This window comes from Pseudomonas sp. FR229a (assembly GCF_030209115.1).
Lineage (GTDB): Bacteria > Pseudomonadota > Gammaproteobacteria > Pseudomonadales > Pseudomonadaceae > Aquipseudomonas > Aquipseudomonas moraviensis_A.
In genome coordinates, this window is record NZ_JARVSP010000006.1 from 139,113 (window position 1) to 154,402 (window position 15,290).

Below are 15,290 nucleotides of genomic sequence, written 5' to 3' on the forward strand. Positions count from 1 at the left end.
TGAAGCGGCGAATTGCAACGTACGCCCCATAACTTCATCCCAGCGTTTTCCCGAGGACACACGAATGAGCACCGCCGCACCGATTCTTCTCACTCCCGGGCCGTTGACCACTTCGGCCCGCACCCGTCAGGCCATGATGGTCGACTGGGGTTCGTGGGATGATCGCTTCAACCAGTTGACCGCCAGCCTCTGCGAGCAATTGCTGGGCATACTCAACGGCGCCGCCAGTCATCATTGCGTGCCGTTACAGGGCAGCGGCACGTTTGCCGTCGAAGCGGCGATCGGCACGCTGGTGCCGCGCGATGGACAAGTACTGGTGCTGATCAACGGCGCCTACGGCAAGCGTCTGGCGAAGATCTGCGAAGTGCTCGGCCGCTCGTTCAGCACCTTCGAAACCGCCGAAGACGAACCGACCACCGCTGCCGACGTCGACCGACTGCTGCGCGCCGACGCCAACATCACTCACGTAGCGCTGATTCACTGCGAAACCAGTACCGGCATTCTCAATCCGCTGGCGGAAATCGCTGAGGTCGTTGCGCGACACGGCAAACGTCTGATCATCGACGCCATGAGTTCCTTCGGCGCGTTGCCCGTGGATGCGCAGAAAGTGCCGTTCGATGCACTGATCGCCGCCTCTGGCAAATGCCTGGAAGGCGTACCGGGGATGGGCTTTGTCATTGCCCGCAAAGAATCTCTGGCCGCCGCCGCTGGCAACTCGCACTCGCTGGCGATGGACCTGTACGACCAGCACGTCTACATGATGAAAACCGGCCAATGGCGCTTCACCCCGCCGACCCACGTGGTCGCCGCGCTGCACGAAGCCTTGTTGCAATACAGCGAAGAAGGCGGCCTGCCGGCGCGGCATGCGCGCTATGCAGCCAACTGTCAGGCGCTGATGGCAGAGATGAACAAAATCGGTTTGCGCAGCTTTCTGCCAGCGGCAGTTCAGGCGCCGATCATCGTCACTTTCCATGCGCCGAAGGACCCGCGTTATCGCTTCAAGGACTTCTACGAACGGGTCAAGGCCAAGGGTTACATCCTCTACCCCGGCAAGCTGACCCAGGTCGACACCTTCCGCGTCGGCTGCATCGGCCACGTCACCCCGGACGACATGCGCCAAGCGGTGGCAGCCGTGGCTGAAGTGCTGCGGGAAATGGAAGTGCTCGACATAAATCCCACCACAAATCCCCTGCAGGAGTGAGCCTGCTCGCGATGAGGCCCTGTCAGTCGACGAAGATGTTGAATGATCAACCGCTATCGCGAGCAGGCTCCCTCCTGCATTTGAATCGTATTGCCAAATCAGGAATTGATTGCCATGAACTACACCAATCCAACCAGCCTGCAAGCCGCGATTCTCGACTGGGCCGGCACCGTGGTCGATTTCGGCTCGTTTGCGCCGACGCAGATTTTCGTCGAAGCCTTCGCCGAGTTCGACGTGCGGGTGTCGATCGAAGAAGCCCGCGGGCCAATGGGCATGGGCAAGTGGGACCACATCCGCACCCTGTGCGACCAGCCGCAGGTGGCCGAGCGTTATCGCAAGGTGTTCGGCCGCACGCCGACCGATGACGACGTCACCGCCATCTACAACCGCTTCATGCCGCTGCAGATCGAGAAGATCGCCGAGCACTCGGCACTGATTCCCGGCGCGCTGGACACCATCGCCCAACTGCGCGAGCAAGGGATCAGGATCGGTTCCTGCTCCGGCTACCCGAAAGCGGTCATGGATAAAGTCGTCGAACTGGCCGCCAGCAACGGCTATGTCGCCGACCACGTCGTCGCCACCGACGAAGTACCAAACGGTCGCCCATGGCCGGCGCAAGCGTTGGCCAACGTGATCGCCCTGGGCATCGACGATGTGGCAGCCTGCGTGAAGATCGACGACACCGTGCCGGGCATTCTCGAAGGTCGCCGGGCCGGCATGTGGACGGTTGCGCTGATTTGCTCGGGCAACGCGCTGGGTCTGGACTACGAGGCTTTCCGCGCGCTGGGTAGCGACGAACTGACCAGCGAACGCACGCGCATTCATGCACTGTTCGAAAGCTCGCGCCCGCATTACATGATCGACACCATCAGTGATTTGCCGCAAGTGATTGCCGACATCAACAAGCGTCTGGCCAATGGTGAGATGCCGCAAAACGCCTGACGCTGAAAAACCAGAACACCGCTGATCAATAACGATCAGCGGTGTTTTTTTTGCGCGGTCCTGGAATCAGGCCAGTGCCAGGTAATTACTTACGCCGACACCAGATTGCTCTCTGCGTCGTATGCAAGGCCATCGGGATGTTTAACACTACCGTCCGGCAGCTGTTCAGTTCCATCTTCCCAGACAATACGGCCATCAGGATATTCAACAGTGTTATCCGGCCAGACGATACGCCCGTCCGGATACTCTACACGGCCGTCCTCATATTGAATGATGCCGTCGGGACGTTTGATGGATGTGTTATCGACATCCACCACGCTACCATCCGATAGTGTGGTGGAACCATCAGCATTGACGGTCGCGCCGATAGTTTGAATCAGCGTTATCAGGGCCACCGGATCAACATTAACATTGATGGTCGGCCATGGCATTGGCGGCCGCTTGTTGTCGACGGGCGTGGTCGGCGCTACTGGCTTGGTTGCCACTGGCTTGGGTGGCGCTGCGGGCCTGGTCGGTGCAACCGGTTTAGTTGGCGCAGGTTTGGGTGGCGCTACAGGTTTGCTCGGTGCAACCGGTTTGGTTGGCACAGGCTTGCTCGGTGCAACTGGTTTGGTTGGTGCAGGTTTGCTCGGTGCTACCGGTTTGGTTGGCGCAGGTTTGCTCGGTGCCGGTGGTTTGGCTGGCACAACCGGCCTGGTCGGTACGACTGGTTTTGGCGCAGTGGTAGAGGGGCGAGGCTTCGGGGTCGGACTTTTCATATTCATACTCAAATTAAAAAATAGACATTAAATCTTTAACAATCAACTAAAGACTCGACCAGACAATAATCAACCAAAACCAACTATTCAAACCAAAACAAAACACAAGATATAAACAACATAAAGTTACGCCAGATATAAAAACATATAACAGGTTACTTCCAACTAACTGGCAAATTAAAACCGGGTAGCACGCAGTTATCCTGACTGCAAAACATCTCACCTTGCAGGCATAAATATTCCGGCGGATTCACAGTTAACTGAGTAGCGTAAGGACGGTGTTCGATGAGGTGGTGCGCAATAACACTTGCTGCAAAGAATGCCCAAGCGCGGCGAGCTTCACGGCGTCGCGGCAATCCCGCGCCGCCCTTGCAGGCCACCGGTGTGGACGAAAATCAGACGAGTACCGGCGGCGAATCCGCCCGACTCGACATGCCGCTTGAGCGCCAGCACGGCCTTGCCGGTGTACAGCGGTTCCAAGGGAATGCCGGTCGCCTGCTCGATCTGTTCGATGAAGTTCAGCAACGCCTCATCAACCTTGGCGAAGCCGCCACGGCTGGCATCGATCAGCCGATAGTCCGCCGCAGGCCCGTTGGCGTGCGCAAGAATCGATTCGATATTCGGCGCCACGCCGTGATCATCCGGCACCGCCAGCGCGCCATACACTGAGCGCTTGCCTTTCTCGGCGATTGCCAGCCCGGCCAGTGTCGTGCCCGTGCCACAGGCCAGCCACCAGGCGTCGAAATCATTCCATCCCAGCCTGGGCAATTGTTCATCGACCTGCTGCCTGATCGCCGCGCACCCCAACGCACCGGCCAGTCCGCCACCGCCCTCGGGCACCGCCTGCAACGTTGGATACCGAGTCTGCCAAGGCGTCCAGAATCCCGGCTCGTGCCGGGCGCGGTAGCCGGCGTAACCCAGCCAGTGCAACTGCATGCCGAACGCTTGCAGATCCTCCACCGTCGGCGTGTCCTGCGGGTGCCCACGCAGCAGCCCTACAGTTTTGAATCCCAGCCGCCTGCCCGCCGCCGCCAGCGCGTGCAAGTGATTGGAATGCGCACCGCCGAGGCTGATGATGCCGTCGGCACCGGCGCGCTCGGCGGCTTTGAGGTGTTCGGCGAGTTTGAACCACTTGTTGCCACTGATCAGCGGGTCGATCTGATCGAGGCGCAGGATCGCGACTTCGATGCCGGCGCTTGCCAGCCAGTTCAGATGGAGGGGTTCGAGGGGAGCTTGGGGTAGCCAATTGGCGGGAGGCAGAAGCATGGGCACAGCACAATCTGGAAAAGACGACATATTAGTAGGAGCTGCCGCAGGCTGCGATCTCTTGATCTTGCTTTCGAACACAAGATCAACAGATCGCAGCCTGCGGCAGCTCCTACAAAATGTGTTTACAGCTCAGCGGCCAGGCGCGAACCCTGATTGATCGCCCGCTTGGCATCCAGCTCCGCCGCCACATCCGCGCCACCGATCAAGTGCACATTCTGTCCGGCTTCGACCAGGCCATCGTGCAACTCACGCAACGGATCCTGCCCGGCGCAGATCACGATGTTGTCCACCGCCAGCAATTGCGGCTCGCCGGTTTCGCCGATGCGGATATGCAAGCCCTGGTCATCGATGCTCAGGTACTCAACGCTGTTGAGCATCTGTACCTGTTTGTTCTTCAGACCGGTGCGATGAATCCAGCCAGTGGTTTTGCCCAGACCGTCGCCGACCTTGGTTTTCTTGCGCTGCAACAGGAACACCTCACGGGCCGGCGCATGGGGTGCCGCTTTGATCCCCGCCACCCCACCACGGGCTTGCAGTTGCGTGTCGATGCCCCACTCTTTCCAGAATGCCGCGCGATCAAGACTGGTGGCCACGCCTTGATGGACGAGGAATTCCGACACGTCAAAACCGATCCCGCCCGCACCGATCACCGCGACCCGCTTGCCGACCGGCTTGCGCTCGAGGATTACGTCCAGATAACTCAGTACCTTGGCGTTCTCGACACCCGGAATCGCTGGCACGCGCGGGGCAATACCGGTGGCGAGAATGATTTCGTCGTAGCCACCTTCAACCAGTTTCGTCACGTCGACGCGGGTGTTCAGGCACACCTCGACATTCGTGGTCTGCAACTTGCGCTTGAAATAGCGCAGGGTCTCGAAAAACTCTTCCTTGCCCGGCACGCGCTTGGCGATGTTGAACTGGCCACCGATCTCACTGGCCGAATCGAACAGCGTTACCTGATGACCGCGCTCGGCGGCCACGGTGGCGGCGGACAACCCGGCAGGGCCGGCACCGACCACGGCGATTTTCTTGATCTGCTGCACCGGCAGGTAATTGAGTTCGGTCTCGTGGCAGGCGCGCGGGTTGACCAGGCAACTGGTGAGCTTGCCGCCAAAGGTGTGGTCCAGGCACGCCTGGTTGCAGCCGATGCAGGTGTTGATTTCGTCGGCGCGGCCTTCGGCAGCCTTGTTGACGAACTCCGGGTCGGCGAGGAACGGCCGCGCCATCGAGACCATATCGGCATCGCCTTCAGCAAGAATCTGCTCGGCGATTTCCGGGGTATTGATGCGGTTGGTGGTAATCAGCGGAATGCTCACAGAGCCGCGCAACTTGGCCGTGACTTTGCTGAATGCCGCGCGCGGGACTTTGGTGGCGATGGTCGGAATCCGCGCTTCGTGCCAGCCGATGCCAGTGTTGATGATGGTCGCACCGGCCTGCTCGATGGCCTTGGCCAAGGTGACGATCTCGTCCCAGGTGCTGCCGCCCTCGACCAGATCGAGCATCGACAGACGGAAAATAATGATGAAGTTCGGTCCCACCGCTTCGCGCACACGGCGGACGATTTCCACCGGCAGGCGCATGCGGTTTTCGTAGCTGCCACCCCAGCGGTCGGTGCGGTGGTTGGTGTGGGCGGCGAGGAACTGGTTAATGAAATAACCTTCCGACCCCATTATCTCGACGCCGTCGTATTCGGCGGACTGCGCCAGCACCGAACAGGTGACGAAATCGCTGATCTGCTTCTCGATGCCCGCCTCGTCCAGCTCCTTGGGCTTGAACGGGTTGATCGGCGCCTGGATTGCGCTCGGCGCTACCTGCTTCGGGCTGTAGGCATAACGGCCGGCGTGGAGAATCTGCATGCAGATCTTGCCGCCGGCCTCATGCACGGCGCGGGTGACGATGCGGTGCTTGAGCGCCTCTTCTTCGCTGGTCAGTTTCGCCGCGCCAGAGTACACGCCGCCTTCATCATTCGGGCCGATGCCGCCCGTGACCATCAGGCCGACGCCGCCCCGGGCACGTTCGGCGAAGTACGCCGCCATGCGTTCGAAGCCACCCGGTTTTTCTTCCAGGCCAGTGTGCATCGAGCCCATCAAGGTGCGGTTGCGCAGCGTGGTGAATCCCAGGTCCAGCGGGGCCAGCAGATGCGGGTAATGAGCGGCGGTCATCGGTAACTCCACAACGAGCGATCACGGAAAGTTGCGGGAGCTCTGCGTCCCCCGTCAGTCATGTTCGACAGACTAAGAGGCGCACCGCTGTCACTCAATGACCGTAACTGACAAGTTATTGATCCAAATGCGCAGCGCCCCTTGGCAATCCGGGCCATGGGCCCTAACCTAGGCGCCACACTCTGTACCCGGCTGTTGTTGGTTTTCATGCGCAAACTTCTGTATCTGTTTTTCTCCATGGCCCTCGTTGCCGCTTTGACCACCTACGCCATGTGGGCGGCGGACCGGCCGGCGGGGCATTACCTGTCGGATCTGCGCATCAAGCTTGCTGTCGATCAGGGCACACCCGCCGATCGTGGCAACCTCCTGGGCATTCAGCCCGAACTGTTTCCCACCGATTATCAAAGCTCCGCACGCCTGCACCGCAAGCTCGCGGCTTATCTTCAGCAAGCCCGCGATCAAGGCTTGCTCAATGAGAAAACCGTGGTGGTCTTGCCCGAGCATGTCGGCACCTGGCTGATGATCAGCGGCGAGAAAGACGAGCTGTACCAGGCACCGACCCTGGCTGAGGCGATGAACTGGCTGGCGGCGAGCAATCCGTTGCTGTTCGCCCGCGCCTGGCTGAGTGCAAAGGGCGAGCAACGTCTGGACGACGCGCACCTGCGGATGAAATCGAAGGCCATGGCCAAGGATTATCAGGCGCTGTTCGGGGGCCTGGCCAAGGAGTTTCAGGTCACACTGGTGGCCGGCTCCATCGTGCTGCCGGAGCCAAGCATTCGCGACGGTCAGCTCAAGCCCGGTAGCGGCGCCCTGTTCAACAGCAGCGTGGTCTTCGGCCGCGACGGCGTGCCGCTGGGCCAGCCGCAACGGCAGATGCACCCGATCTTCGATCAGCAAGGCGTGATCAAGGCCGAGGACAAACACGCCATCCAGGTCGTCGACACACCGGCCGGACGCTTGGGCATCCTGATCGGCAGTGACAGCTGGTATCCCGCCAACTACCGCACCCTCGATGAACAAGGCGCGCAACTGGTGGCCGTACCAGCGCAGGTCATTGGCCAGGGTGCCTGGGACAAACCGTGGCGGGGCTACAAAGGTTCGAGCACGCCAGGGTCGGTCAGCCTCAAGCCCGGCGACCTCAGTGAAGGCCAGGCCTGGCATCGACTGACCCTCACCGCACAACCGCCGAGCAGCCGCGCGATTGCCGGCGTCAGTGTGTTCATGCGCGGGCAGTTCTGGGACAAGCCGAGCACCGGCAGGAGCTTTCTCAGCAGCAACGGCCAGCAGTTCGCCGATAGCGAAACCCGTGGCGCGCGTTTGCTGAACGTCTGGCTGTAAATCATGAAGCCGCAGCCGATGCGTCTCGGGGATCTGTCGGTAGGCTTCGTGCACAGCCTGGCTGATGCCGTGCGCAGCCACGACGCCGACCCGCTGCCGTTATTGGAGCAATACGGCCTCGATGCTGCGCGACTGGCCGAGGCAGGAGCGCGTTTATCAATCCCGCGCTACATGCGCCTTGGCCATGCCGCCATCCAGCTGACGGGCGACCCGGCCCTGGGCCTGCGCATGGGCCGGATGATTCGCTTGAATCAGGCAGGTCTGGCCGGCATCACCGCCGCGCAGGCGCCCACCGTACGCGAAGCGGCCCGCTGCCTGACCCGCTTTGAACCGCTTTACGGTTCCAATTACCGCGGCCAATCCAGTTTCCATGAAGACGCCAATGGCGCCTGGCTGCGTTTCTACTCGATCAGCCCGTACAACGCCTATAACCGCTTCGTGGTCGATTCGATCCTCGCCGGCTGGCTGCACCAATTGTCGGGGCTTTGCGGCCAATCGTTGCGCGCCGAAAGGATCGAAATCGAGTTCGAAGCGCCGGACTACCGCGACGCGTACACCGTGCTCGGCGACTGCCCGATCCAGTTCAGCGCCGAACGCAATCAATTGCGCCTGAGCTTGAGCAGCCTCGCCCTGCGCAACCCCGAGCATTGTCCGAGCACCTGGCGACATCTACTGCAACTGTGTGAGCGGGAACTGGAGCAATTGACCCGCACCCGCAGCCTGCGCGAGCGCATCACCCAATTGCTCGGACCGCTGCTCAATGGCGGCCGCGAACCGGATCTTGAAGAAGTCGCCGCACGCCTGAAACTGCCCACCTGGACCCTGCGCCGCAAGCTTGCCGAAGAAGGCACGCAGTTCCGCGCAATCCTCAACGACACACGCCGCGACCTGGCGATGACCTATATCCGCGACACCGAACTGGCGTTCGGCGAAATCGCCTACCTACTGGGCTTCGCCTCAGCCGAAGCTTTCCAGCGCGCATTCAAACGCTGGAGCGGCCAGACGCCCGGCGAATCCCGACGCAATTATCGCTCGGGAGCCTGAAGCTCAGAGCTCCGTTGCATCGTCAGCCGGCTCTGGTTGATCCAGCTCAAAGGCCTGGTATTCGAGCAGTTCTTCCTGATACTCATCCATCGTATAAATCCCCCAAACCGCTCGCTGTGAAAATGGCTGATCAATCGACCTGTGCCCCGAGCATAAAGTGCCCGTGTGAAGGAAAAGTGAAACGCGACCTTCATGAATAAAACGTAGCAGGTGGTTGGAGATTTATCGCGGCGATGGTGTGGCAGCTATGTAACGAGATCTTAAGCCAACCCAAAACAATGTAGGAGTGAGCCTGCTCGCGATAGCGGTGTATCAGTCATTGATGAAGTGACTGATAAACCGTCATCGCGAGCAGGCTCACTCCTACAGTTTGAAACGCGGGGTTATTGGCCCGACGCAGGCATCGCCGGGATCGGCTCGGACGGCGGTGGAATATCCGGGTTGGTCGGTGGCGTGATGGTTTCGCTGGCCGGCGCAGGCTCTTGCGCGGGCGCCGGTGCAGGCGTGATCGGCGTCGACTCAGCTGGCGGCACCACTGGCTCGGAGCTCACTGGCGCGGTTTCAACCGGGGCCGGAGCCGGTTCCGCAGCTGGCGCAGGCGCAGGCGCCGGTTCCGCTGCAGGTGCTGGCACCAATGGCGCAGCAGCGGGTGCAGGCGTCACCTTGGGCTCTGGCACGCCGAGATCGGTTTTCGGTTTTTCTTCGATGTGCGCAGCCTTCTTCGCGTCGGCGGGGAGGAATTGCTCCACCAGGGTGAAGAAACGCTCGTAGAACTTCTGCGCAGTGACCGTCTCGCTGGCGACCTTGACCATCGAGTCGTCTGAAGAACCGATCGGCATCGATACCGAGCCCAACACGCCAACACCGAGGCTGGCCGAGTTGTTGGTCTTCTTCAGCGCGTAACGGTCCTGCAGGGCGTTGGCGAACACCGTAGCGTGATGCCCGGCGCTGCCGTCTTCGGCACAGACCACGTTGAAGCTGATCTCCAGGTGCGTCTCGCCGGTCTGCTGGAAACTCTTGTGACCGCTGACCAGCTTCGGATCACTGCTGGTAATGATGTAGCCCTGACTGAGCAACGCACGCCGCGCCGCTTCGCAACTGGCGGTATCGGTCACCGGGTAATTGCGCGAAAAGGTGCCGGAGTCATCGAAGTTCTCATGCTCATAGATCGGCTTGTCCTTCGAACAACCGGCCACCGCAGTCAACAAAAGCGCCAGCCCGACAACACGCATGGGAGTGGAAATCAACATTGAACATCCTGAGGGAAAACAGTCCGGGGCGTATTGTGCAACAGATCGCCGCCCCATGGCGCATGGAATAGTGTCAAGAATCGGTTACAACTCTACCGGTCATGGCCGCAAGGAAAAAGCCGCGCCGACAAATGATCTGCCAGCGCGCGCAATCCGCCGTGGCCCGGTGACTCGGCGGCCACAATATCCACAACTGCCGCGCATGCCGGGGACAGTGTACATCTGAAGAAACAGGTCGGCCGCCAAGCCGCCTTCGCGAGCAGGCTCGCTCCCACAGAACCAACCCCCCGAGCGCACGACCGGCCCAAAACCCGCCAGGCCCAAAAACGAAAAAGCCCCGACCAACCAGGCCGGGGCTTCCTCAATCCACCTCAGTCAAAAGATCAGAACCGCTCGATCTTCGCCTCAGCTTCCAACTGCTTGCGATAAGCCGCAAAGTCCTGCTGCCCCTCGCGGGAAGCGAGGAAGCGACGATATTGCGCCTTCTCCTCATCCGTCGGCGCAGCCGCTTCATTGACGCCATTCAGACGCACGATCATCAGACTACCGTCCGGCAACGTAACGCTGGTGAACGTCGGCTTGTCCTTGGCAGTCGGCTTCGGCATCCGGAACAACGCCTGCAGCACAGCCGGATCAACCCCTTCCTGACCACGGGTGGCCGCTTCAGTGGTTTTCCAGTTCTGACCGTCAACCGCCTTGTCCAGCGGCGCCTTGCCGTCACGCAGATCAGCAATCAGCTTCTCGGCACGGGTCTTGGCCTCGGCACTGGCGTGCTCCTTGGTCAACTGAGTGCGGATCGCCGCGCTCACGCTTTCCAGGGGCAGTTGCGCAGGCTTCAGATGTTCCTTCGCACGCAGCACGATCACCGTTTCCGGGTCCAGTTCGATGGCGGTGCTGTTGGCACCTTCATCAATCACTTCCGGGCTGAACGCGGCAGTTACCACGGCACGGTTGGCCGCAACACCTTCGCCACCTTCACGGCCAAACGGCTTGGAGGTGTGTACGGTCAGTTTCAGGTCCGCTGCTGGCTGGGCCAGGTCAGAGGCTTCGAACGCCGAGTCTTCCAGCTGCTTGGTCGCCTCAACGAAACGCTGCTCGACCTGAGCGGCTTTCAGCTCGCGGGTCAGCTTGTCTTTCAAGCTAGCGAGGGTCGGCACTTCAGGCGCTTCCACGCCCAGCAGCTTGATCAGGTGGAAACCGAAATCAGTACGGATCGGCTCCGACACCTGGTCTTTCGACAAGGAGTACAGGGCTTTTTCGAAAGCCGGGTCATAAACGCCAGGACCGGCATAACCGAGGTCACCACCATTGTTGGCAGAACCCGGATCCTGCGAGAACTCCTTGGCCAGCGCTTCGAACTTCTCGCCCTTGGCCAGACGCGCCTGGACTTCCTCGATCTTCGCTTTGGCCTGCGCTTCGGTAGTCTTGTCGTTCACTTCAATGAGGATGTGAGCGGCACGACGCTGTTCCGACAGGTTGGCGATTTCTTTCTGATACGCCGCCTCAAGGTCTTCATCCTTGACCGCGACCTGATCGAAGAACGACGACTTCTTCAGCTCGACGTAATCGATGATCACCTGATCCGGCGTCATGAATTCCTTGGCGTGCTCGTCGTAGTATGCCTTGACCTCGTCGTCGGTCAGCTTGACCGCAGCCGGGTCGGCCTTGACGTTCAGAGTAGCGAAATCGCGGGTCTGTTTTTCCAGACGGGCGAATGCCAGTACTTCGGCGTCGGTGACGAAACCGCTGCCGGCAACGCCTGCGCGCAACTGGCCGATCAGCATTTCCTGAGCCAGCATCTGGCGGAACTGCATGCGGCTGTAACCCAGTTGGCGGATTACCTGGTCGAAACGCTCGGAGCTGAACTTGCCATCGACCTGGAATTCAGGCGTCTGCAGGATCACCTGATCCAGCGCGGCTTCGGAGAAAGAGAACTTCGCCTGTTCGGCGCCTTGCAGCAGCAGCTTGCGGTCGATCAGGCCTTTGAGAGCCGATTCGCGCAGCATTTTTTCGTCGAGCAAGGAAGCATCGAAGTCCTTGCCCAGCTGTTGCATCAGCTGACGGCGTTGCATGTCAACGGCCTGGCTCAGCTCGTTCTGGCTGATTTCGTCACCGTTGACCTTGGCCGCCTCGTTCTTGTGAGTCGTGGCCTGGAAAATGGCGTCGAAACCGGTCAGGGCCATCAGTGCAACGATGACCCCGATAATGGTCTTGGCAATCCAGCCTTGTGAATTGTCCCTGATATTCTGCAGCATGCGTCCCCCAGAAACGGTTGAACTTCAATTTAGGCAACCGTGGAGCGTGGGTAGAATCCGGATAGAAGAAAGGCGCATCCGAGGATGCGCCTTCTCGTAACTGGCGGAGCGGACAGGGCTCGAACCCTCGATCCCGGCGTTACAGGTGCCTGTTCCAGCCACCTGCTCTACCGCTCCGCTGCCAAGTCAGGCTTGACCCCGACCCGGATGGGTAAAAACCTGAAAACTCAGTTAACAGCTTCTTTCAGTGCTTTACCGGCTTTGAAACCTGGCTTCTTGGCAGCCGGGATTTCCAGAGTCTTGCCGGTTTGCGGGTTGCGACCGGTACGAGCCGGACGGTCAGTCACGGAGAAAGTACCGAAACCAACCAGAACAACGGAGTCGCCAGCCTTCAGAGCGCCAGTGACGGATTCGATTACAGCGTCCAGCGCACGGCCAGCAGCAGCTTTCGGGATATCAGCGGATGCAGCGATAGCATCAATCAGTTCCGACTTGTTCACTCTAAGTCCCCTTATATCTATTTTGAGATGTTTCTAAGTTTTTTGGTGAAAGCAAAAACGAGTGCTGAATGGCCTACAGACACTTAAGAGCCGCTTTATAACAAGGGCTCTAAAAAGCTGTCAAGGAAAGCCCCCCAGGCTAAAACGTATTAATGCGTGCTAATTCTTTCCTTGGCATCAGACTCGCGTTTTTCGTCCTTGGCAACTATCTCTGGAGCCACATCCGGCAAGGGCTCCGGCGCGTATTGCAGCGCAATTTGCAGGACCTCGTCAATCCATTTAACCGGTTTGATCTGCAGATCCTGCTTGATATTGTCAGGAATCTCCTTCAGATCGCGGACGTTTTCTTCCGGAATAATCACAATCTTGATTCCGCCGCGATGCGCCGCCAGCAGTTTTTCTTTCAGGCCGCCAATCGCCAGCACCTGACCACGCAAGGTGATCTCACCGGTCATGGCGACGTCGGCGCGCACCGGAATACCGGTCAATGCCGAGACCAGCGCCGTGCACATACCGACGCCAGCGCTAGGACCGTCTTTCGGCGTCGCCCCTTCCGGCATGTGAATGTGGGTGTCGCGCTTCTCGTGGAAGTCCAGTGGAATGCCCAGGCTCTTGGCGCGGCTGCGGACCACGGTCTGCGCGGCAGTGATCGATTCGACCATTACATCACCGAGCGAACCGGTCTTGATCAGCTGGCCTTTGCCCGGAATCACAGCAGCTTCGATCGTCAGCAATTCGCCGCCAACCTGAGTCCATGCCAGGCCAGTCACCTGTCCCACCTGATCCTGTTGCTCGGCCAGACCGTAGCGGAATTTACGCACGCCCAGGAAATGCTCAAGCAGATCAGCTGTCACTTTTACCGAGAAACGTTTTTCCAGCGCATGCTCTTTGACCGCCTTGCGGCAGACCTTGGCAATCTGCCGCTCAAGGCCACGCACGCCCGCTTCACGAGTGTAATAACGGATGATGTCGCGGATCGCTTCCTCGTCGAACTCCAGCTCGCCCTTCTTCAGACCATTGGCGGCGATCTGTTTTGGCGACAGGTATTTCACGGCGATGTTGATCTTCTCGTCTTCGGTGTAACCCGGCAGACGGATGACTTCCATCCGGTCCAGCAACGCTGGCGGGATGTTCATCGAGTTCGAGGTGCACAGGAACATCACATCGGACAGGTCGTAGTCGACTTCCAGATAGTGATCGTTGAAGTTGTGGTTTTGCTCGGGATCAAGCACTTCCAGCAACGCAGACGCCGGGTCGCCACGCATGTCGCTGCCCATCTTGTCGATTTCATCGAGCAGGAACAGCGGGTTACGAACGCCCACTTTTGTCATTTTTTGAATCAATCTTCCCGGCATCGAACCGATGTAGGTCCGGCGATGGCCACGAATTTCCGCTTCATCGCGAACACCGCCCAGGGCCATGCGCACGAATTTGCGATTGGTGGCGTGGGCGATCGACTCCGCCAGCGAGGTTTTACCCACACCTGGAGGACCGACCAGGCACAACACCGGGCCACGGATTTTCTTCACGCGCTTTTGCACGGCGAGGTATTCAAGGATGCGTTCCTTGACCTCTTCAAGACCGTAGTGATCGGCGTCGAGAATGTCTTCAGCACGGGCCAGATCGAGGCGTACCTTGCTCTGCGCCTTCCACGGCACCTGCACCAGCCAGTCGATGTACGAGCGCACCACGGTGGCTTCAGCCGACATCGGCGACATTTGCTTGAGCTTGTTCAGCTCGGCGGTGGCTTTGGCCAGTGCGTCTTTCGGCAGGCCGGCAGCATCGATGCGCTTTTTCAGTTCTTCGATTTCGTTGTGGCCTTCGTCACCATCGCCGAGCTCTTTCTGAATGGCCTTCATCTGCTCATTCAGGTAGTACTCGCGCTGGCTGCGCTCCATTTGCTTTTTGACGCGACCGCGAATGCGTTTCTCAACCTGCAGCAGGTCGATTTCGGCGTCCAGCAGCGCCAGCACGTGCTCGACACGGGCCGACAGATCGATGATCTCGAGGATTTCCTGCTTCTGCTCGATTTTCAGCGCCATGTGCGCGGCCATGGTGTCGACCAGGCGACCCGGCTCATCGATGCTGTTGAGGGATGACAGGACTTCAGCCGGGACCTTCTTGCCCAGCTGCACATATTGTTCGAACTGCGACAGCAACGTGCGCACGAAGACTTCCGACTCGCGCTCGGCGGCATCGACTTCTTCGATCAAAGAGACTTCGGCGCGGCAGTGGCCATCGACTTCGCTGAAGCGTTCGACGGTACCACGCTGCTCGCCTTCGACCAGAACCTTGACCGTGCCATCAGGCAGCTTCAGCAGCTGCAGCACGGTAGCAATCGTACCTACGCGATAGAGAGCGTCTTCACCGGGATCATCGTCAGCCGGGTTTCGCTGGGCCAGCAGCAGAATCTGCTTGTCACCCGTCATCGCAGCCTCGAGGGCTTCGATGGATTTCTCGCGCCCCACGAACAGCGGGATAACCATGTGCGGATAAACCACGACATCACGCAATGGCAGGAGAGGCAATTCGATGGTTGTCTTCATGATTTCGCCTCTACGGCGGCCATAT

General features: G+C 59.7%; 11 protein-coding genes. 4 read left to right on the forward strand and 7 right to left on the reverse strand.

What is annotated here, in order from left to right; genetic code table 11:
* The first annotated feature begins 64 nt into the window (after positions 1-64).
* Positions 65-1,201 carry a 2-aminoethylphosphonate--pyruvate transaminase gene (locus QRN33_RS05095; protein ID WP_285407450.1) on the forward strand — a complete coding sequence of 379 codons (1,137 nt, stop codon included), beginning with the start codon at positions 65-67 and terminating at the stop codon, positions 1,199-1,201.
* A 114-nt stretch (positions 1,202-1,315) separates the two neighbouring features.
* On the forward strand, positions 1,316-2,143 hold the full coding sequence (gene phnX, locus QRN33_RS05100; RefSeq protein WP_042609174.1) for a phosphonoacetaldehyde hydrolase: 828 nt from the start codon (positions 1,316-1,318) through the stop codon (positions 2,141-2,143).
* Between the two features lie 89 nt (positions 2,144-2,232).
* Here the strand turns inward: phnX and QRN33_RS05105 are convergent, their stop codons facing one another.
* From QRN33_RS05105 to QRN33_RS05115, 3 genes are all read right to left on the reverse strand, one after another.
* Positions 2,233-2,574 (reverse strand): hypothetical protein, encoded by a 342-nt coding sequence (locus QRN33_RS05105; protein ID WP_064363662.1) that lies wholly within the window; start codon positions 2,572-2,574, stop codon positions 2,233-2,235.
* A 666-nt stretch (positions 2,575-3,240) separates the two neighbouring features.
* A complete protein-coding gene (locus QRN33_RS05110; protein ID WP_285407451.1) occupies positions 3,241-4,167 on the reverse strand; it encodes a 1-aminocyclopropane-1-carboxylate deaminase/D-cysteine desulfhydrase in 927 nt (308 codons plus the stop codon).
* Between the two features lie 125 nt (positions 4,168-4,292).
* Positions 4,293-6,332: an NADPH-dependent 2,4-dienoyl-CoA reductase gene (locus QRN33_RS05115; RefSeq protein ID WP_285407452.1), complete on the reverse strand. Its 2,040-nt coding sequence runs from the start codon at positions 6,330-6,332 to the stop codon at positions 4,293-4,295.
* A gap of 207 nt (positions 6,333-6,539) precedes the next feature.
* On the opposite strand from QRN33_RS05115, the gene QRN33_RS05120 reads away from it, so the two are divergent.
* Together QRN33_RS05120 and QRN33_RS05125 are read left to right on the forward strand one after the other, a co-directional pair.
* Positions 6,540-7,670, forward strand: a complete 1,131-nt coding sequence (locus QRN33_RS05120; RefSeq protein ID WP_042609170.1) for a nitrilase-related carbon-nitrogen hydrolase — start codon at positions 6,540-6,542, stop codon at positions 7,668-7,670.
* 3 nt (positions 7,671-7,673) lie between these two features.
* Positions 7,674-8,714, forward strand: a complete 1,041-nt coding sequence (locus QRN33_RS05125) for an AraC family transcriptional regulator (protein ID WP_042609169.1) — start codon at positions 7,674-7,676, stop codon at positions 8,712-8,714.
* A 383-nt stretch (positions 8,715-9,097) separates the two neighbouring features.
* Here the strand turns inward: QRN33_RS05125 and QRN33_RS05130 are convergent, their stop codons facing one another.
* From QRN33_RS05130 to lon, 4 genes are all read right to left on the reverse strand, one after another.
* A complete protein-coding gene (locus QRN33_RS05130; protein WP_252873067.1) occupies positions 9,098-9,964 on the reverse strand; it encodes a DUF2242 domain-containing protein in 867 nt (288 codons plus the stop codon).
* 383 nt (positions 9,965-10,347) lie between these two features.
* Positions 10,348-12,219, reverse strand: a complete 1,872-nt coding sequence (locus tag QRN33_RS05135; RefSeq protein ID WP_123419209.1) for a SurA N-terminal domain-containing protein — start codon at positions 12,217-12,219, stop codon at positions 10,348-10,350.
* Positions 12,220-12,446: 227 nt separating this feature from the next.
* Entirely contained in the window at positions 12,447-12,719 is a 273-nt protein-coding gene (locus tag QRN33_RS05140; protein ID WP_003183171.1) for an HU family DNA-binding protein, read from the reverse strand.
* 149 nt (positions 12,720-12,868) lie between these two features.
* Positions 12,869-15,265, reverse strand: coding sequence for an endopeptidase La (gene lon / locus QRN33_RS05145; RefSeq protein WP_016775334.1), 2,397 nt, complete (start codon positions 15,263-15,265; stop codon positions 12,869-12,871).
* Positions 15,266-15,290 lie beyond the last annotated feature (25 nt).

What these genes read in the sequence shown, in the direction of transcription:
- QRN33_RS05135 (WP_123419209.1), bottom strand. Translation starts at nt 12,219, where the DNA reads ATGCTGCAGAATATCAGGGACAATTCACAAGGCTGGATTGCCAAGACC.
- QRN33_RS05130 (WP_252873067.1), bottom strand. Translation starts at nt 9,964, where the DNA reads ATGTTGATTTCCACTCCCATGCGTGTTGTCGGGCTGGCGCTTTTGTTG.
- QRN33_RS05120 (WP_042609170.1), top strand. Translation starts at nt 6,540, where the DNA reads ATGCGCAAACTTCTGTATCTGTTTTTCTCCATGGCCCTCGTTGCCGCT.
- QRN33_RS05105 (WP_064363662.1), bottom strand. Translation starts at nt 2,574, where the DNA reads ATGCCATGGCCGACCATCAATGTTAATGTTGATCCGGTGGCCCTGATA.
- phnX (WP_042609174.1), top strand. Translation starts at nt 1,316, where the DNA reads ATGAACTACACCAATCCAACCAGCCTGCAAGCCGCGATTCTCGACTGG.
- lon (WP_016775334.1), bottom strand. Translation starts at nt 15,265, where the DNA reads ATGAAGACAACCATCGAATTGCCTCTCCTGCCATTGCGTGATGTCGTG.
- QRN33_RS05110 (WP_285407451.1), bottom strand. Translation starts at nt 4,167, where the DNA reads ATGCTTCTGCCTCCCGCCAATTGGCTACCCCAAGCTCCCCTCGAACCC.
- QRN33_RS05125 (WP_042609169.1), top strand. Translation starts at nt 7,674, where the DNA reads ATGAAGCCGCAGCCGATGCGTCTCGGGGATCTGTCGGTAGGCTTCGTG.
- QRN33_RS05115 (WP_285407452.1), bottom strand. Translation starts at nt 6,332, where the DNA reads ATGACCGCCGCTCATTACCCGCATCTGCTGGCCCCGCTGGACCTGGGA.
- QRN33_RS05095 (WP_285407450.1), top strand. Translation starts at nt 65, where the DNA reads ATGAGCACCGCCGCACCGATTCTTCTCACTCCCGGGCCGTTGACCACT.